The following is a 17,728-nucleotide window of genomic DNA, read 5'->3' as shown; positions in this document are numbered from 1 at the left end:
TTAAACCACCTTCTCCTCCAGAGGACTCACACCTCCAAGCAAATGCCCATGCCGGGCGTACACAAAAAAGCAGGGCCGGTCATTGACCGGCCCTGCTTTTTGAAATCCGAAGCTTAGAGAGCCTGGATGTTTACTGCCTGGGGACCCTTGGGGCCCTGCTCGACATCGAAGGAAACCTTCTGGTTCTCTTCGAGGGAGCGGTAGCCGCCCGAGTTAATTGCAGAGTAGTGAGCGAAAACGTCCTGGCTGCCATCTTCCGGGGAGATGAAGCCGAAGCCCTTTTCGGAGTTGAACCACTTGACGATACCTGTAGCCATTTTTTCAGTTTCCTTACTGAAGGTGGAGGTTGTCCCGACTGTCGGGCCTCCGGTGTGGGGTGTTCTCCACCGTTACTTCAGAAGGTCGCGGTTGATGAACCGCGGGAACTGCCTGAACTACCAAATGCCAAACACAACAACAGCTACAAGCATACAGGCCTTTGGGCGGATGGCTACTATTTGTCAAAAACCTTCATCTGCCGCGCCGCGAACTGGGCGGCTACACACGGGCTGCCCCAATAATGTCCGGGACCTCGCTTAGCCTAGAACCACGCGATGCAGCCGCTGAAGTGCACGTAGCCTGAACGCAGCCGGCATGGCTGGAACCAGAGGAACATATGGATTACTACGCAATAAATTCACTGCGTGAAACCCATGCAGGATGGGCCCTGGTTCGCGCCCAGAACGCTCCGCTGGCTGTGCACTTCTTCATGGCCGCGTTTACCGGCCCCAACCGACGAAACATCGGCCGGCAGCAACTCATCGACATTCTGGAGGATGTGCTGTTCGGCGTCCGCCAGTCCTTCGGTGAGGGAAAATTTCCCCGCCCAGCGTCGGAATACCTCGACGATTGGGCCGATCCGGAGCGGGCCTGGCTACGGAAATACTATGTTCCCGGCGAGGACGAACCCCACTACGATCTCACCGCCGCCGCGGAAGACGTGGTGCGGTGGGTCGAGAACCTGCGCGGGAGGGAGTTCGTGGCCACCCAGTCCCGCCTGACCAGCATTTTCGCCGTGCTCAAGACGCTCGTCCAGCAATCGGAGACAGACCCGGAAGTGCGCTTGGCCGAACTCCAGCGCCAGCGTGACGGGGTCGACGCCGAAATGCAGCGCCTACGCGAGGGCAACATCAAGGTCATGAGCGCTCCGGAAGCACTGGACCACTTCCAACAGCTGACCACTTTGGCCAAAGACTTGCTCTCCGACTTCCGTGAAGTCGAACAAAACTTCCGGCGGCTGGACCGCCAGGTGCGCGAGCAGATCGCCACGTGGGATGGCAGCCAAGGGGAGCTCCTCGACTCCATTTTTGCCAACCAGCAGGATATTGGCAGCTCCCTGCAGGGGCGCACGTTCCAAGGATTCTGGGACTACCTCATGTCGCCACAACTCCGTACAGAGCTACGGGACCTTCTTCAGCGCGCCACGCAGATTGAAGCCCTGTCCCGCATGGACAATCTCCATGCCCTGGCGAACCTCCACCAGGACTGGCTGCCCGCCGTCGAGCAGACACAAGCCACTGTCCGCCAGCTGTCCCAGCAAATGCGCAGGCTCCTGGACGACAAGGTCTTCTTGGAGAACAAGCGGATCATGCAACTTATCCGAAGCGTCGAGTCGACTGCCCTCACCACCCGAGCCCAACCGCCGTCGGGCATTTTCATGGAGATCGACGCCCCGTCAGTGGATGTCGCGCTGCCGTTTGAGCGTCCCCTCTATGAGCCGGGCAGCAGAGTCCGGGTGATGGACGACGTCGTCATTGCCGACGACGCCGATGTTGACGCCGGCGCCTTGTTCAGTCAGTTCTATGTGGACAAAGAGCACCTCAAGTCCCACATCGATGCGGTCTTGGAAGACGCGGACCAGGCCACGTTGGCTGATATTACCGCCGCCTATCCCCTGTCGCAGGGCCTGGCGGAGCTGGTTGCCTACTACCAATTGGCCGCCGAGTCGGAATGGGCGAACATCAACCCCGAGGCCACCCAGCAACTGTCCTGGTCTTTGCCGGACGGCAGCATCCGGGAAGCGACAATCGATCAGATCATCTTTGTGAGGCCTGCATGAACACCATCATGGAACCCGACACCCGCACCCCGGAGGAACTGCCCGGCGTCGTCACCAGGCTGTTCAAAGGCGTGGTCTATTCGGAAGCCGACGAGAAGGTCTGGCAGTCGCTTTTAGCCTTGGCCTCCCAAGTCCGCGACTATGTTGCAGTCCTCGGGCTGGACCTGATCCTGGACGAATCCGAAGGGTACGCCTTCCTCAAATCGCGGGAGGACCCGGATGTCACGCTCCCACGGCTTATCCCCCGACGCCAACTGACCTTCGATGTCAGCCTGCTCCTGGCCCTCCTGCGTGCCCGGATGCTCGAGTTCGACACGAATAGCAGCGAGACCCGCCTCATCATGACGGAGCAGGAAATTGCCGACATGGTTTCGGTGTTCTTGCCCGAATCCAGCAATGAAGCTCGGATCGTGGACAAACTGGGTGCCAACATCAAAAAGGTCGTAGAGCTCGGTTTCCTGCGGAAATTGCGCGGAGAAACCGGCACCTACGAGGTGGCGCGCATCCTCAAGGCGTACGTGGATGCCCAGTGGCTGGAAGAGTTCGACGCCCGGCTGGCGGACTACCGCCGCTCACTCACCGGGCAAAAGCCCGCAGCTTCAACGGAAACGGAAGACGCATGACCGCCGGGCTGCAGGAGGGCCTTTTCAGCCTGGACGAGCTCCCGGCGGGGCAAAACGACGACGGCGCCCTCCCGGGCTTCCGGCTGCACCGCCTGGAGCTGCTCAACTGGGGAACATTCCACGGCGGTGTCCGCACATTCCGTTTGGATGGCGCCAATAGCCTTCTGACCGGAGACATAGGTTCGGGGAAGTCGACGGTGGTTGATGCGATCACGACGCTCCTGCTTCCGGCCAATAGGATCGACTACAACAAAGCCGCGGGCGCCCAGAAACGCGAACGCACGCTCATGTCGTACGTTCGTGGCTTCCATAAGAGCACGCGCAGCACCGGCGGGGAGTACTCCAAACCCGTGGCGCTTCGGGCGCCAGGAGCCCTCACCGTAGTCCTCGGTGTCTTCCACAATGCGGTACTCAATAAGTCCGTCACGCTGGCCATCACACTCTGGACCATGCAAGAAGCAGGCCAGCCCAGCCGCTTCTACTCGTTGGCCGAAACTGATCAGTCCATTGCGGAAGACTTCGCCAACTTTGGACAGGATCCGGCCAAGCTGAAAAAGAAGCTTCGTGCCGCGGGCACGGCCGTCCATGACACCTTCGACCCCTACGCCGCGGCCTTCAAACGTCACTTCGGCATCAGCGGCAACCAGGCAATGGATCTGTTCCACCGCACCGTCTCCATGAAACAGGTGGAGAACATCACCCACTTCGTGCGGACCAACATGCTCGAGGACGATGACGTGAAGTCGCGCATCGACAACCTGATCCACCACTTCGACGACCTCAAGAAAGCCCACGAGGCCGTGCTGAGGGCAAAGGACCAGATCGGCTTGCTGAAGCCGATCCGCGACGGTGCCGCAGTGCATGAGCAACTGAGTGACGAAGATGCCCTTGCCCGGCAGCAGCGCGACCAATTGCATCCGTGGTTCACCGATCAGCAGCTGACGCTGAGCCTGGAACACCAGCAGGAGCTGGAAAACGCAGGGGTCAAACTACTCGAGGACAGCACCCAGCTCAGCGCCGACATTTCGCGCCTGCGTCATGAGCTCTCAGTGGTTCAGGAGGACATCCGCACCAACGGTGGAGGTCGGCTCGCCGCGATCGACGCCGACATCGCGCGGCTCGGGGACGATTCCCGCTCCCAACGCAAGCGCTTCGAGCAATACTCCGCTGCCGCCGTCGAACTGGGTTTGAGGTTGCCGGAAGACCGTGTCCTGTTCGACGCGAACCGGGCGCGTTTAGGCGAGGTGGAACAGGCGCTTGTTGCTGAGTCCAGTGTGCTGCAGGAACGCCGCACCGGCCTGACTTTGGAGCGGTCCGAACTCGGCAGCCGAAAGGCAGACATCGCCGCCGAACTGGCTAGCCTGCAGTCCCGCCAGACCCTGCTGCCGCTCGCCCAGCTGGAGCTCCGCCGTCGGCTGTGCGAGGGAATCGGCGTCGCGGAAACCGCATTGCCTTATGCCGGCGAACTGCTTCGGGTGCGCGACGGGGAGTCGGAATGGGAGGGCGCAGCTGAAAGAACGTTGCATGGCTTCGCTTTGTCCCTGCTGGTCTCTCCCGAGCACTACCCGTCGGTCAGCAGTTGGGTGGATTCAAATAATCTCCGGGCCAGGTTGGTCTACCTGAGGGTCGGAGATTCGAACCCGACGCGGCCTGCTGAAGCAGGAACACTGGCGGCGAAAATCGCCATCAAGCAAGGCACTCCCTTCCGCGCTTTCCTTCTGGACGAACTCAGCACCCGGTTCGACTATGTCTGCTGCGAGACCATGGAGGACTTCCGCCGCTACCCCAAAGCCCTGACGGTCAACGGCCAGCTGAAGGGCGGCCGGGGCAGGCATGAGAAGGATGATCGCCGGGATCTCGCGGACCGGCGCAATTACGTCCTCGGCTGGGACAACCAGGACAAGATCACACGTTTCCTCGCCGAGCGGGACGAGGTGGACGGCAACGTGAGGGTGGTCGAAACCCAGCTGGACAAAGTGGACGTGTCCCTCGGCTCTCTCGGGCGCCGGAACCAGCAGCTCGGAACGATTCGCTCTGTGGCCGATTTCGCCGAGATCGGCTGGCAGCTCACCGCGCGGCGCATCGAGGATCTCAAGACGGAAAAGAACGAACTCCAGTCGGCCAGCAGCGTGCTGCAGCAGCTGACGGCCAAAGAAACCGAGGTGGCCGGAAAGCTCGGACGCCTCGAAGAGAAGTCGAACAAAATCCAGCAGCGACTCGGCGCCAATGAGAAAGACGCCAAAGATATCGCTGCGGTGATCGAAGAATGCCGCCTAACGCTGCTCGAACATCCGTTGACCGACGACGACGGCGTGCTGGCCGCCGTGGCTCGGCTCGCCGCCGAGGTGCTCGGCGAGAAAACACTCACCTACAAGAACACGGGCACCGCCGAGAGCTCGGTCCGCTCGGGCCTGACCGCATCGATCGATGCACTCACCAAACGCATCGCCACGGCAGCAGCATCCACCGTTCGCTTGATGACGGAGTTCCGCGGCAACTACCGCAACGAGACCACCGACATCGACGCCTCGCTGGAAGCGGCCCAAGAGTTCAACCGGCTGCTTGAGCAGCTGGAGAAGGACGATCTGCCGCGTTTCGAGGCGCGGTTCAAAGAGTCCCTGACCCAGAACACCATCCACGAGGTGGTGGCATTCAACGCCTTCCTGGACAGTCGGCGCCAGGACATCGTGAGTCGGATCGGTGAAATCAACGTGTCCTTGGCAGGGATCGAATACAACGCGGGCAGGCATATCCAGTTGGAGCATCAAGGCTCGACGGATTTGGATGTGCGCCAGTTCGGGATAGACCTGCGGGCCTGCTCGGAGGGGACTATAGGAGACGAGGATCAGTACTCCGAGCAGAAGTACCTGCAGGTGGAGCGGCTGATCGAACGATTCCGTGGACGGGATGGTTACACAGCGCTCGACGAACGTTGGACGGCCAAAGTAACGGACGTGCGGAACTGGTTCACTTTCTCAGCCTCGGAAAAGTGGACGGAGACCGGTGAAGAGTTCGAGCATTTCACCGACTCGGGCGGAAAGTCGGGCGGCCAGAAGGAAAAACTGGCGTACACGATCCTTGCGGCCGCGTTGGCTTTCCAGTTCGGGCTCGCCTCTGGAAACGGCTTGGGAAAGGGCGCGGCGAAGGGACGTAGCTTCCGCTTTGTGGTGATTGACGAGGCGTTCGGCCGCGGCTCGGACGAGTCCGCCCGGTACGGCTTGGAACTCTTCCAGCGCATGAAACTACAGCTTTTGATCGTCACCCCGCTTCAAAAGATCCACGTGATCGAGCCTTTTGTAGCACACGTGGGCTTCGTAGCGAACACCAACGGCAACGACTCCCAGCTTCGCAACATGACCATCATCGAATACCGGGAGAAACGGGATCGCCTTGCCAGCTAAAAACACCGGTGCATCCCGGACCTGGACCACGCTGGCGGCGCTGCGTTCGCTGTCCGTTAACGCATGGGACCGCGGGCAACTGCTGCGCGAGGCGCTGGAACCAACGGAAGCGTACCCCCGCCGTCGTGCGCTCAAGCGGCCATCGGCCGCCGAACTGCGGGACGACTATGCGGCCGCGCGTGAGTGGGCAGCTGAGTTGTTCGCCTCGGCCGGGACGTTCACCTTGGAAACCGTCGACGTCGGGCGGACCACCATCGGTTCCAACCACCTCCCTGCCGCGGCAGTCTTTGCGAGGGTGGAGGACGAGGTTGCCTTCGTGGGCAAGACCCGGGAGCTGGGGCAGTTCCGTTCGCTGGCTGAAGAGCTTACTGGGCTGGATCCGGCACTGAGTAGCTGGGTACTGAAACGCCCACTGCAACTGTTGGCTCTGGGCGATGCGGCCCTGACCGCCGCGCGGGTGGCGCTGTGGCTGATGGAGAACCCCGGGCCGGGGATCTATCTGAGGCAATTGAGCCTCCCCGGGGTCCACACGAAGTTCATCGAGACTCATCGGCGGGTTATTGATGAAATGGTGGCTGTGCTGCAGCACAGGCCGCCGGCGGACGATCTGCCAGGCCAAAGCACCGTTTCGGACGGTGCTGCTTTGGCCGGCACTGAAGGCCCGCTGCTTAGCCCGATAGCGCGGACACCGGCAGCCCGTTTCGCCGAGCGTCATGGTTTCCTGCATCCGCCTGAACTAGTCCGCTTCCGGCTCCTGGACCCCAACATTCCGCTGCTGGGCGACGCTCGCGACGTTATGGTCACGGCAGAGGCTTTCAGCACGATACGGCTTCCCGTCACCTCTGTGCTCGTCACCGAGAATCTGGTGAACTTCCTTGCCCTTCCGCAACGGCCACGGTCCTTGGCGTTGTTTGGCGCTGGATACGGCTTTTCGTCATTGAGGGACGCGGAATGGATTCGGGACTGTGAGGTCTTGTACTGGGGAGATCTGGACACACACGGCTTCCGGATCCTGGATCAGCTCCGCTCAGTTCACCCGCACGTGTCCAGCGTTCTCATGGATGAGGCGACGCTGCTTGCCCATCGGGAGGCGTGGAGCGTGGAAGTATCACCGTCACGGGCCCAATTGGCGAGGCTCACCGCACAAGAAGCGGAGGTCTACGAGTCGCTGGGAAACAACCGCTACGGAAACGGCGCCCGTTTGGAACAGGAACTGATCCGTTGGGACTGGGCGTTGGAACGGATTGCTGCTGGGCCTGCCGGACTCAGGCCGGCAAAAACGGACGCCATCGATTTTCGGTCGATGCCGAGGATCGAGAGCGAAATCTCGACCGCAGGAATATTGTCTGATCTGCGGGGCGATGGTTAGCCCTAGAGCCTTTCGAGCGCCTGGCGTAGAGTTCCGCCATGGAGCCGATTCGGGTCGTTCTTCTTCCAGGGAGCGTCCTTCCCGCCGAACCCGCCTATGGGGCGCTGATCGAAGCGCTGGGTCCCGACGTCGATGCCGTCGCGAAGGACCTCGAATTGTACGACGGCGATGAGCCGCCGCCGGACTGGAGCCTGGACACGGAAATCGAGGGTGTCCTGCGCGAAGCCGATGCCCGTGGCTGGGAGACATTCCATTTGCTCGGCTATTCGGGCGGCGGGGCAGCGTCTTTGGCGTTCGCTGCCAAGCATCCACAGCGACTGCTCAGTCTCACGCTCCTGGAGCCCGCGTGGGCGGGAAGCTGGGATTGGAGTCCGGCGCACACCCGGCTCTGGAAGGACTATGAGGCGCTGGAATCGCTACCGCCAGATCAATTCATGGCCGCGTTCATGAGGTTGGGAGTGAAGCCCGACGTCGTCCTTCCGCCACCGCCCGAGGGCGGACCGCCGCCGTGGATGGCCAAGCGGCCGGCGGGGATCAGGGCATTCCTGCGTGACTTCAAGATTTACGATCTGGATAGGGCGCGGCTTGCTGCGTTCAATCGGCCGGTGTTCTTCGCCCTCGGCGGCCTGAGCAACCCGGACGACTATGGCGAGGTTGGCGAGCGGCTGTCCACCGTATTCCCGAACTTCCGCCTCGAAGTGTTCCCGGATCGCCACCACTTCGATCCCCCGCACAGGATCGAACCCGACCGGCTTGGCGCGTTGCTGCGGGAGCATTGGGAACGTGCGGATCGGGTCGTTTAGGGCGCTGTGTCGGCTCCCACGAAAACATCAGGTTCCCGCATATAGACTCATCGCAACCGCGCCCTGACATGGGGCGCTTCGGCCAGCCTGAGAGGGATGCGGCTCGATGAATGAAGTGAACATGCCGGCACAACCGGCGGTTTTGGACGTCGGCGCCTTGTGCGTCGCGTACGACGAGCGAACCGTCGTCGACGGCGTCAGTTTTCAGATCCGTCGCGGTGAGATCTTCGGCTTGCTAGGGCCGAACGGCGCGGGAAAGACGAGCACACTCAGCGCGATCGAAGGGTTGGTCAAACCGAAATCCGGGCGGCTGCTGGTGGACGGAATCGACGTTCAACAAGAGCCACTGGACGCGAAAGCGCGCCTCGGGGTGCAACTGCAATCCTCCAGCTTCCAGGCCGAACTGACCATTCAACAGATCGCAAAGCTCTACGGCGGGCTTTACGGGGTGAAACTCTCGCGTGAGCAGATAGGCACGAGTATGCGGGCCATCGGGCTCGAACAGGAGCTGGGCAAACGGTTCAAACAGTTGTCGGGCGGGCAACAGCAAAGGCTCGCGCTGTTCATTGCCACCATCCACAACCCCCTTCTCCTGCTGCTGGACGAGCCAACCGCAGGGCTGGACCCGCAGTCACGCCGCGGATTGTGGCGTCGCATCGAAGAACTTCGCGGCGAAGGCAACAGCATTCTCCTCACGACCCATTCCATGGAGGAAGCCCAGGCCGTGTGCGACCGGGTGGCAATCATCGATCATGGCGTGCTTCTCACGGTCGGAGAACCATCGGAGCTGATCGACAAGCACAGGGAGGATCCTCGCGTTCATTCAGTAGCGCATGGCGCGCCCACCTTGGAAGACGTCTTCATCGGACTGACAGGAAGTGAGATCCGTGACTAACGCCAGGGTCGATACCGTGCGCCCGCCGCTCGGTTTAGCGATGGGCTCGCTGCTTCGCGCGGACTCCATTGTGATGCTCAACAGCAAGACCTCGCTTGTCCTCAGCGCCCTGCTGCCGATCGTGATCCTCGTGGCCACAACCTTCGGCAAAGGGCAATCACGCCTCGGAGGATCCACCCTCATCATCGGTTTGGCCTTGACCCTCGGTCTGCTCACGTCGTGCTTGCTCGGGTTCACGCTGACCTTGGCACACGACCGGGACATCGGCGTGCTGCAAAGGCTACGGGTAACCCCAGCGCCGAACTGGATGATCATAACCAGCCGCCTCATCGTGCAGGTGGTCACCAACCTGATCGCTTCCATCATCGTGGTGATCGTCGGTGCGATCGTTCACGGCCTCACACTGAATGCCGGCCAGTACCTCCTGGTCATCGCCGTCTCTATTCTCGGGGCCGCCGTCTTCCTGGCGATAGGACAAGCACTCGTCGGCCTGATCCGATCCAGCAACGCCATCAGCGCGATCGGCCGGCTGCTTATGATCGTCCTGTTGCTCCTCGGCGTCTTCGGCGGAACCGGCATCCTCGGCGACACGATCAAGACAATTTCGGACTGGTCTCCGGTCGGAGGCCTCATGACACTCTTTTCGGATGTCCTGAACCAGTCGGCGTGGAGCGGCCAGGACACCGGCTCGCTCTTGGCGTGCGTCGCTTACATCGTGGTGTTCGCGTTCATCGGAATCCGCTGGTTCCGATGGGAATCGCGGTAGCGCCTACTTAGGTAATAGAAGTGATGCGGGCTCCCATGCGAACCCGTCGGGGTCGGTGAACGGGCCGGCGTCGCTGCCGATCGTGAGTCGGTGCGATCCGGTGCCCTCGGGCGATACGCCGGCGTCCTTTGCAAGGGCGCGGCGCGCGTAGAGCCCGAGCTGGACGGGACTCGATGGCATGGCGAACTCGACGTACTTGCCGAAACTCTTCCCGACGGAAAGGCCCCGGTCGCCGTAGAACCGTTTGCTCGCGGCAACGTCCGCGACCGCCACCAGGAGCACGATCTTGTCGACCTCCCGGGTGGCCGGACCGCTGTCCCTCTTCGCCGACGTCGCGACCTTCCAGATCGCGCCATCCGGAGCCTGCGCGACGCCACCGTAGCCCCACAAGGACTTCGCCACCGGCTTGAGCGTCGTGGCACCGGCTTCCACGGCGGAATCGATGAGGCTGCTAACGGTGGAGGGCTGCGACACGACGAGCGACAGCGTGAACCCGCGGAAGCCGTCAGTAGGAGCGTTCGAAGCCCGCACGCGCACGCGCGGGCCCAATCCGAAGGCGGCATCGTAGAAAGCGGTTGCGGCGGCGGTGTCAGGAACTTCGAGGGTGACTGATTCGATGGCGGTCATGGCATGTCCTTTAGTGAGGTGGGTTGCTTTGTGATTTCGACTTTATGCCGAGGCCCCACTGACCGCTTCTTCAATCCTGACCATTTCTGAGTTGCGATGTCCTTTCTATTGGCTGCCCGGTTGCAGGGAAGCGACGCATGTCCTCAACATGCCTTGAAGCTGTTTCTGTTCGTCGTCACTGAGGCCCGAGCGCATGGTGTCTTCCACCGCCTTGACTGCAGCACTGGCGGCTTCGAGCTGCTGGCGGCCATGCGCCGTCAGTTCAGTCGGCAGTATTCGGCCGACCGAAGCCTCGGTCGCGCGAGAAACCAGACCCTCACGCTCTAGCGCCTGCAACAGAACGTTCATCGACTGTCGAGACACGAAGGCGCCTCTCGCGAGCTCGGAGTTGGACAGCCCCGGCCGCTGAGCAAGGAGCTCAAGGCATGCGTAATGGGTGATGCTCATGCCCAGCGGCCGCAACACACCCTCCATTGCCGTGCGAAGGGCACTGGCCGCTTCCTTGAGGAGATACCCGAGCGATGTATCGAGGTTGACTCGTGTTACGTCTTGACTCATGTCAATATTCTGACATAACCTTAGTGTCAACTAACTGACACTAAGGAGCCCCTCATGCCGGTCACCGGACCCGACTTCATTTCAATTCAGGTGCGCGATCTCGATGCGTCTGCCGCTTTCTACCAGCAGCACCTCGGGCTGACCCGTTCCCCAGCGGGGCCGCCGCACGCGGTGGTATTTGAGACCAAACCGGTCGCGTTCGCCGTCCGGGACCTTGCGCCGGGCGTCAGCCTTGCCTCCACGCCACAGCCCGGCCTCGGCATCGGATTGTGGTTGCACGCCACGGACACGCAAACGATCCATGACAAATTAGCGGCCGTCGGTACTGAAATCGTGGTCGAACCCTTCGACGGCCCATTTGGGCGCACCTTTACCTTCGCCGACCCCGACGGATACCAAATCACCCTCCACGACCGTGGCTGACCCTCGCTGGAGTCATTCCATCAGTTCACTTAGTCGGGACCGGAGGTAGCTTCGTTCGGTGTCGTTCTCGGTGAGGATTAGCGCCTCTTCAAAGGCAACCCGGGCCTCGTCGAAACGGCCCAGCCGGGTCAGGAAGTCGGCGCGTGCAGCGGCAAGATACGGGTATCGGGCGAGTCGCGGTTCGGCTCCGAGCGCATCCAACTCGGCCAGACCTTCCGCGTGGCCGACCGCGAAGCCGAGGGCGATGGCCCGGTTAAGTTTGACGACCGGAGAGGACCACGTCTCCATGAGCAGGTCGTAGAGACCCAGGATCTCCCGCCAGTCAGTGTCGGACCACGATTTGCTCTCGTCATGGACGGCTGCGATCGCCGCCATGAGGGCGAAGCGGCCCGGTGGCCGTAGATTCAAAGCCTCGCGCAGGAGCGCCACCCCTTCATCAATGGCCGACCGGTCCCATTTCGATCGGTCCTGGTTCTCCATCAGCACGAGTTCACGGTGCTCATCGAGTCGTGCGCCCCTGCGGGCGTCGGTGAGTAACACGAGCGCGAGAAGCCCTGCGACGTCGGGGTCGCCGGGCAGCAGGACGCGCAGCATTCTCGCCAGCTCATGGCCGCGTTCGGCGAGATCTCTGCGCATCAGGTTCGCTCCTGATGGTGCGGTGTGCCCGGTGGTGTACAGCAGGTAGACAACGGACAGCACGCCGTCGACACGCTCGCGCAGTTCGGACGCTGCAGGCACGCGGTACGGGATGTGCGCGGCCCCGATCTTCTTTTTCGCCCGGGTAATCCGCGCCGCCATCGTCGCCTCCGGAAGCAGAAAAGCATGCGCAACATCGGCCGTCGACAGCCCGCACAAAAGGCGCAGCGTCAGGGCGACTTGAGCGTCAGGCGCGAGGGCGGGGTGGCAGCACGTGAATATCAACCGCAGCCGGTCATCGGTTATGACTTCCGTCTCGCGGCCCGGGTCGTCGAGCGATTTGACCTCGGGGTCGAAAAGTTTGGGGAGCGCCCGCTGTGCGGTCGCCGCGCGTCGGCGCATGTCCACTGCTCGTCGCCGCGCGGTCACGGTGAGCCACGCTCCAGGGTTCTCCGGGATGCCACGCGCACCCCACGTCGACAATGCGCTGGCGTACGCATCTTGCACGGCTTCTTCCGCAGTGTCGATATCACCGGCAATACGCACTGTGGCCGCCAACACGAACGCCCACTCCCGACGGTGCGCCTCCGCGACCGCAGCAGCGACCTCTGGGCTGGCGGCCGGCATCAGCTTGCCACTCGAACGGGCCGAACCTCGACTCCGACCCCGGCGGGAACCTCCTTGGCGATCTCCAACGCCTCATCGAGGTCGGCTGCCTCGATGAGGTAGTAGCCGCCAAGCGTCTCCTTCGACTCGGCGAAGGGACCGTCCGTCACCGAGAATCCACCGGACCCGTCGCGTCGTATGGACGTCGCCGTCTCCGCCGGCTCAAGTGCGGCCCCGCCAAGCAGAGACCGCCCGCGGCGCTGCATAAACGCTTGGTAGTCCTCGCTGACCGTCTCGCCCGCGACTTCTTTCGTAGCCACCTCATCCTGGAAGATCAGGACCAAATACTTTGGCATTTCGCAGTCCCTTCGTCTGAACTTTGATTTGGGTTTTCGCTCCACCAACACCGAACACCTTGCGGGTTCGGCTCTTCGACACGATTTTCAGTGGGCCGGCGCATTGGCATACGAGGCGACGAGCCAGCGCCCATCCTCTCGAACCAATACCCACGTGGCAATGACTTCGCGGTCGACCGGGAGTTGAGCTTCTCCCACCATCAGAATGCCGGCCCTGCTGACTACGATCGCTGTGTGGTCCCCTATAACGCGGATGCTCAGAGGTTCATCGACCGCCCGGGAACCTTTGAGCGGACCTTGGAAGCCAGCAGCCATGGAACCCCGGATTTCCCCCTTGTCGCGGTGATACGTCCGCGGCATAACCACCGTGGCGTCGTCCCGATACGATGCCACGAAAGCATCCGCATCATTTTCTGCCCATGCGGCGTAGATCTCGCGGAAGAGGCTGCGGATCTCGTCGGTCGCCTCGGACTGAGCGTCGGTGGGCTCGTTCTTTGACATTGGTCTGTTCCTTTCGTCGCTGTCAGTTAGCCCTTCCTTTCGGGGCCCTTACTCATACGACGCGCGGCAGAAGCACAGATCGACAACTGTGACCAATCAGTCCAGGCAGAGGCACAAAGGATGACCGGCGGGGTCAAGGAACACCCGGAATGTCGTTCCCGGTTGGTTCTCGTGCTTGGTCGCGCCGAGCTCGAGCACGGCCGCCTCAGCGGTGTCGAGGTCGTCGACCACGACGTCGAGGTGCATCTGCTGCGGAACGTCCTGGCCAGGCCATTCCGGCGCCCTATAGGAGTCGACCTTCTGGAACGCAAGCGAATCGCCGTACCCGGCGCGGACGGACCACCAGTCGTCGTCGTTCCGCTCGATTTTCCACTCAAGAAGTGCGCTGTAGAACTCGGCCAAGGTCTTGGGGTCGGGACAGTCGAGCACTACAACGGGGAAGCGTGCGATAGCCATGGCCAACACTCTAGGACCGATTCCGGAGGATCGCATCAAGTTCGACCGCCCGAATTAGCCGAAACTATCGGTACCGCGTGGCGAGCTCGGGGCTCTGCGCTCCGAAAGCGGCGAGGTCTGCTCGGAAGACGGCGTCGAGGAGCCCTGCGTTCTCCACGCCCGGGGCGCAGACAGTTTCGCCCAGTTCCAAGCCGCGCAAACTCGCTGTGACGACGTCGGCGGCGCTCATCCGCGGCATCATGCTCAAGTCCATGCCTTGGCGTTGGTGGAATTCGGTGGCCACCACGCCCGGGCACACCACCTGCACCGTAATCCCGGTGCCCTCCAGCTCCGCACTGAGGGTCTGGGACATCGCGACGAGATACGCCAGGCTCCCGCCGTAGACCACGCGGCGGGGCATCTGGGAGTGCGGGGCGGGGCCGCCGAAGGCGATCATGCCGGCCACGTTGATGATGGTGCCCGTGCCACGTTCCTGCATGCCCGGGATTGCGGCACGGCTGAGCATGGTGGGTGCGAGGACTTTGACGTTAACGAGTTCGGTGGCTTTGTCGGCAGGAAGCTCGGCGAGGGGCATGTAGTGGGCCACTCCGGCGTTGTTCACGAGCATCGTTACCGGCTCGGTTGCGCAGATCTCGGCGACCGAGTCGATACCCTCAGCCGTGGACAGGTCGGCGACGACGGTCCGGACCGTGGTCTGCCGGTGCGACGCGGCGAATTGTTCCAGGCGTTCCTGCCGCCGGCCCACGGTCACCAACTCGTAACCGTCAGCGGCCAGGCGCTCGGCGATTGCCCAGCCGATTCCGGAGCTGGCGCCCGTGATAAGTGCTAGCTTGCTCACTGATCTTCCTCCCGTTGGCGGCCAAGGCGACAGTTTCCACGCAACCACGCGGCTGACAATGCTGCCCACCTCCCGCACCCGAATCTCCGGGCGTAAAGTTCTGCCAAGGGACCGGGAGGACCGCTCATGGAGACTGACCAGCCCAGAGCCGTACAACAGGACACAAGCGCACAACAGAACCGCCCCCTCGAAATCGACACGCTCGTGGTCGGTGGAGGCCAAGCGGGACTCGCGACGAGCTACTTTCTCAGCCGGGCCGGCGTCGAGCACTTGGTCCTTGAACGGCGAGCCGCGCTGGGCGGCGCGTGGCAGGATCGCTGGGATGCGTTCGTGCTGAACACGCCGAACTTCTCACTGGACCTGCCGGGCATGCCGTATACCGGGCCGGAGCCTGAGGCGTTCATGGCGCGTGACGACGTCGTGGACTATTTCCGCGACTACGCGCGGAGGATCGATGCCCCGGTCCGGACCGGCACGGACGTCACGTGGATCTCGACGTCGGATGGCGGCTTCACCGTTGAAACGTCCGACGGCGGCTGGCAGGCCCGCAACGTGGTGCTGGCGACCGGCGCGTATCAAATACCGAAAATCCCGGCACTCGCGGCCGGACTCCCAAAGAGTGTCCTGCAGCTCCACACGCACGACTATCGCAGTCCGGAGCAGCTGCCTGACGGCGCCGTGCTGATTGTAGGGACCGGGCAGTCTGGCGGGCAGATCGCGGAAGACTTGCTCGCCGCCGGGCGTGAGGTGCATCTGGCGGTGTCGATGTGTCCGGAGGCGCCGCGCCGGTATCGCGGGCACGACATCCTCTATTGGCTACTGCAAGCTGGAATCCACGGGCCCGAGTACGGGGTCAACGCCCTGACGGTCGGGCAGTTGCCCTCCCCCGCCGCACGATTCGCCTGCAACCCCCTGCTCTCCGGCACCGACGGCGGCCACGACATCCATCTCCGCGAACTGGGCCGCCAAGGCGTCCGGCTGCACGGGCACCTGGAAGCAGCCGACGACGGCGAAGTCACCTTCACGGACGACCTCCCCGAACGCCTCGCAACAGTCGAGGCCGGGTTCGGCCAGCGCATGGGCCGTGCGCTCGACGCCTACATCGCCGCGGCTGGGATCGATGCGCCTGCGGCTTTGCTCGCGCCGGCGGACGAGTGGCTGCCTGTAGCCTCGCCCCGGGTCAACCTGGCCGCCGAGAATATCACCTCGGTGCTCTGGGCCACCGGTTACCAGCTCGACCTCAGCTTCGTGGACATTCCTGTCCTGGACGCATGGAGCTATCCGCGGCATGTCCGCGGCGTCACCGAGCAACCGGGGCTGTATGTAGTCGGGCTGCCGTGGTTGACGGGCCATTACTCGTCGATCGTCGGCGGCGTGGGCGTGGATGCGGAGTATGTTGCGGGGCAAGTGGCGGGGCGGTGAGCCTAGGGCGACTCCTCAGCTACCCTCTTCGTTCGGTGCCACGCCAGTCCACCAGTCACAGCTGCTGCACCCGACGAATCAAAATGCGTCCACCACGGCCACTTTGGAACTGAGCTCGACCGTCAGAGACCCGCCTGGCTCACTCCGTACTCTGCCTGCTCCGGGGTAAAGCCGTCGAAGATCAGCTGGTCGACCAGCCCGGAATGAGAGAAGGAAGTGAATCCTAGGTAGTCCTTGGCTTTCTTAGCTGCCTGCTGGTTCCAGTCGACTTTCACACGGTCCACGGCCCAGGTCGCATCCTCCGTTGAATACTTCTCGAACTCCAGCTGGCCGATCAGTCCGGTGCGCGAAAAGGCGCTGAAACCGAGGTATTCAGCAGCTTTTCGCAGAGCGTTCTGCTGGCTGACCGTCCCAGCTGCCGCCTTAGCAGCCGCCTCTGCCTGAGCCTTGGCGGCAGCGTCGGCATCAGCCTTCGCCTTTGCAGCGGCCTCGGCATCAGCTTTCGTTTTAGCGGCAGCTTCAGCATCAGCCTTCGCTTTGGCGGCGGCGTCAGCATCGGACTTCACTTTGGCGGCAGCATCAGCCGAAGCCTTAGCTGAAGCCTCGGCCGAAGCCTTGGCAGAAGCAGCGATCTCAGCCGCTGTAGCCGCAGAGGGTGTGACGGCAGATATGTTCGGTGCGGGGGTGCTCGTGGCAGACGTTTGGACGGCGCCCGCTCGGGTGGTGTTCAGGATGATGCTCAGGAGGATGAAGGCGGCGCTGACGATCAACGCCATCTTCTTGTGCTTGTCATAACCGTCCAATGGACGGCCCTGCTTGTCGCGGGTCTTGTTGGCGAGCACAAGAATCAGATCAACAAGAGCCCAGATGCCCAGGCCACCGAAGGTGAACAGCTTCAGGATGCCGGTACCGACTTTGCCGAGGTAGAACCGATCCACGCCGAAAACGCCGAGGAGCAGGGAGAGGAGCCAAGTAACGAGGAAGGACTTGCTACTGACGCCGTATCCGCCAAGGGCCGGCCCCGCCGGATAGGGTGCCGGCGCGCCAGGATAGGGCTGGGTTCCTGCGGGGGTCTGCCCGTAGGGCGGCTGCGGCTGCTGCGGCGCGCCGAAGGGGTCAGCTGAACTCATTGAGGTTCCTTTCAAAAGGACGCCCTTGAAGGGGGCTTCCGCGTGGGCATGGTGGGGGCGAGGTTTTGTCATCCGCTGGATGGGATACATCCGTGATTCGATGAAGATCGGCGCTGAGAGAGGCGCTCTGTGGTCTGCCCATGTGTAGTTTCCCTCCCCCCGGAAGTGCGTCTACGCTTTATCCGCGCGTGTTTAAGCATGCGTCGATCCCTGCTTCACT

General features: G+C 62.5%; 18 protein-coding genes. 9 read left to right on the top strand and 9 right to left on the bottom strand.

The genetic code is table 11. The annotated features are described in order from the left end of the window. Window positions 1–113: 113 nt before the first annotated feature. Window positions 114–317 carry a transcription antiterminator/RNA stability regulator CspE gene (gene cspE, locus ABEA18_RS21905; protein WP_028266315.1) on the bottom strand — a complete coding sequence of 68 codons (204 nt, stop codon included), beginning with the start codon at window positions 315–317 and terminating at the stop codon, window positions 114–116. A 338-nt stretch (window positions 318–655) separates the two neighbouring features. On the opposite strand from cspE, the gene ABEA18_RS21900 reads away from it, so the two are divergent. From ABEA18_RS21900 to ABEA18_RS21870, 7 genes are all read left to right on the top strand, one after another. Then, window positions 656–2,098 (top strand): DUF3375 domain-containing protein, encoded by a 1,443-nt coding sequence (locus tag ABEA18_RS21900; protein ID WP_345452753.1) that lies wholly within the window; start codon window positions 656–658, stop codon window positions 2,096–2,098. Further along, window positions 2,095–2,721: a DUF4194 domain-containing protein gene (locus ABEA18_RS21895; protein WP_345452751.1), complete on the top strand. Its 627-nt coding sequence runs from the start codon at window positions 2,095–2,097 to the stop codon at window positions 2,719–2,721. The genes ABEA18_RS21900 and ABEA18_RS21895 overlap by 4 nt, the downstream gene beginning before the upstream one ends. Further along, entirely contained in the window at window positions 2,718–6,122 is a 3,405-nt protein-coding gene (locus tag ABEA18_RS21890; protein WP_345452749.1) for an ATP-binding protein, read from the top strand. The genes ABEA18_RS21895 and ABEA18_RS21890 overlap by 4 nt, the downstream gene beginning before the upstream one ends. Beyond that, window positions 6,112–7,491: a Wadjet anti-phage system protein JetD domain-containing protein gene (locus ABEA18_RS21885; RefSeq protein WP_345452747.1), complete on the top strand. Its 1,380-nt coding sequence runs from the start codon at window positions 6,112–6,114 to the stop codon at window positions 7,489–7,491. Before ABEA18_RS21890 ends, ABEA18_RS21885 begins: the two co-directional genes overlap by 11 nt. Before the next feature lie 38 nt (window positions 7,492–7,529). Beyond that, the gene (locus tag ABEA18_RS21880; protein ID WP_345452745.1) at window positions 7,530–8,294 is read left to right on the top strand and encodes an alpha/beta fold hydrolase; all 765 of its coding nucleotides are present in this window, start codon (window positions 7,530–7,532) and stop codon (window positions 8,292–8,294) included. Window positions 8,295–8,400: 106 nt separating this feature from the next. After that, window positions 8,401–9,189 carry an ABC transporter ATP-binding protein gene (locus ABEA18_RS21875; protein WP_345452743.1) on the top strand — a complete coding sequence of 263 codons (789 nt, stop codon included), beginning with the start codon at window positions 8,401–8,403 and terminating at the stop codon, window positions 9,187–9,189. Beyond that, window positions 9,182–9,955: an ABC transporter permease gene (locus ABEA18_RS21870; protein ID WP_345452741.1), complete on the top strand. Its 774-nt coding sequence runs from the start codon at window positions 9,182–9,184 to the stop codon at window positions 9,953–9,955. The genes ABEA18_RS21875 and ABEA18_RS21870 overlap by 8 nt, the downstream gene beginning before the upstream one ends. A 3-nt stretch (window positions 9,956–9,958) precedes the next feature. Here ABEA18_RS21870 and ABEA18_RS21865 read toward each other — a convergent pair whose 3' ends face one another. Both ABEA18_RS21865 and ABEA18_RS21860 read right to left on the bottom strand, forming a co-directional pair. Continuing rightward, window positions 9,959–10,582 (bottom strand): VOC family protein, encoded by a 624-nt coding sequence (locus tag ABEA18_RS21865; protein ID WP_345452739.1) that lies wholly within the window; start codon window positions 10,580–10,582, stop codon window positions 9,959–9,961. A gap of 105 nt (window positions 10,583–10,687) precedes the next feature. Further along, window positions 10,688–11,140 carry a MarR family winged helix-turn-helix transcriptional regulator gene (locus ABEA18_RS21860; protein WP_345452737.1) on the bottom strand — a complete coding sequence of 151 codons (453 nt, stop codon included), beginning with the start codon at window positions 11,138–11,140 and terminating at the stop codon, window positions 10,688–10,690. 54 nt (window positions 11,141–11,194) lie between these two features. Here ABEA18_RS21860 and ABEA18_RS21855 point away from each other — a divergent pair, with 54 nt between their 5' ends. After that, window positions 11,195–11,563, top strand: coding sequence for a VOC family protein (locus ABEA18_RS21855; RefSeq protein ID WP_345452735.1), 369 nt, complete (start codon window positions 11,195–11,197; stop codon window positions 11,561–11,563). 12 nt (window positions 11,564–11,575) lie between these two features. On the opposite strand, the gene ABEA18_RS21850 is transcribed toward ABEA18_RS21855, so the two are convergent. From ABEA18_RS21850 to ABEA18_RS21830, 5 genes are all read right to left on the bottom strand, one after another. Further along, the gene (locus ABEA18_RS21850) at window positions 11,576–12,826 is read right to left on the bottom strand and encodes an RNA polymerase sigma factor (protein ID WP_345452733.1); all 1,251 of its coding nucleotides are present in this window, start codon (window positions 12,824–12,826) and stop codon (window positions 11,576–11,578) included. Further along, entirely contained in the window at window positions 12,826–13,161 is a 336-nt protein-coding gene (locus tag ABEA18_RS21845) for a YciI family protein (RefSeq protein WP_345452731.1), read from the bottom strand. Before ABEA18_RS21845 ends, ABEA18_RS21850 begins: the two co-directional genes overlap by 1 nt. 87 nt (window positions 13,162–13,248) lie before the next feature. Then, a complete protein-coding gene (locus ABEA18_RS21840; RefSeq protein WP_345452729.1) occupies window positions 13,249–13,662 on the bottom strand; it encodes an SgcJ/EcaC family oxidoreductase in 414 nt (137 codons plus the stop codon). Window positions 13,663–13,758: 96 nt separating this feature from the next. Beyond that, on the bottom strand, window positions 13,759–14,118 hold the full coding sequence (locus tag ABEA18_RS21835) for a VOC family protein (RefSeq protein WP_345452728.1): 360 nt from the start codon (window positions 14,116–14,118) through the stop codon (window positions 13,759–13,761). A gap of 64 nt (window positions 14,119–14,182) precedes the next feature. Further along, entirely contained in the window at window positions 14,183–14,956 is a 774-nt protein-coding gene (locus ABEA18_RS21830; protein WP_345452726.1) for an SDR family NAD(P)-dependent oxidoreductase, read from the bottom strand. 126 nt (window positions 14,957–15,082) lie between these two features. On the opposite strand from ABEA18_RS21830, the gene ABEA18_RS21825 reads away from it, so the two are divergent. After that, window positions 15,083–16,378, top strand: a complete 1,296-nt coding sequence (locus tag ABEA18_RS21825; RefSeq protein ID WP_345452724.1) for a flavin-containing monooxygenase — start codon at window positions 15,083–15,085, stop codon at window positions 16,376–16,378. 122 nt (window positions 16,379–16,500) lie between these two features. Here ABEA18_RS21825 and ABEA18_RS21820 read toward each other — a convergent pair whose 3' ends face one another. Further along, complete coding sequence (locus tag ABEA18_RS21820; protein ID WP_345452722.1) at window positions 16,501–17,508, bottom strand: Ltp family lipoprotein; 1,008 nt, start codon at window positions 17,506–17,508, stop codon at window positions 16,501–16,503. Window positions 17,509–17,728 lie beyond the last annotated feature (220 nt).

Source organism: Arthrobacter gyeryongensis, from assembly GCF_039543785.1.
In the GTDB taxonomy this organism is placed as follows: domain Bacteria; phylum Actinomycetota; class Actinomycetes; order Actinomycetales; family Micrococcaceae; genus Arthrobacter; species Arthrobacter gyeryongensis.
The sequence above is the reverse complement of the archived record's forward strand: the minus strand, read 5'-3'. Positions and strand labels throughout refer to the sequence as shown.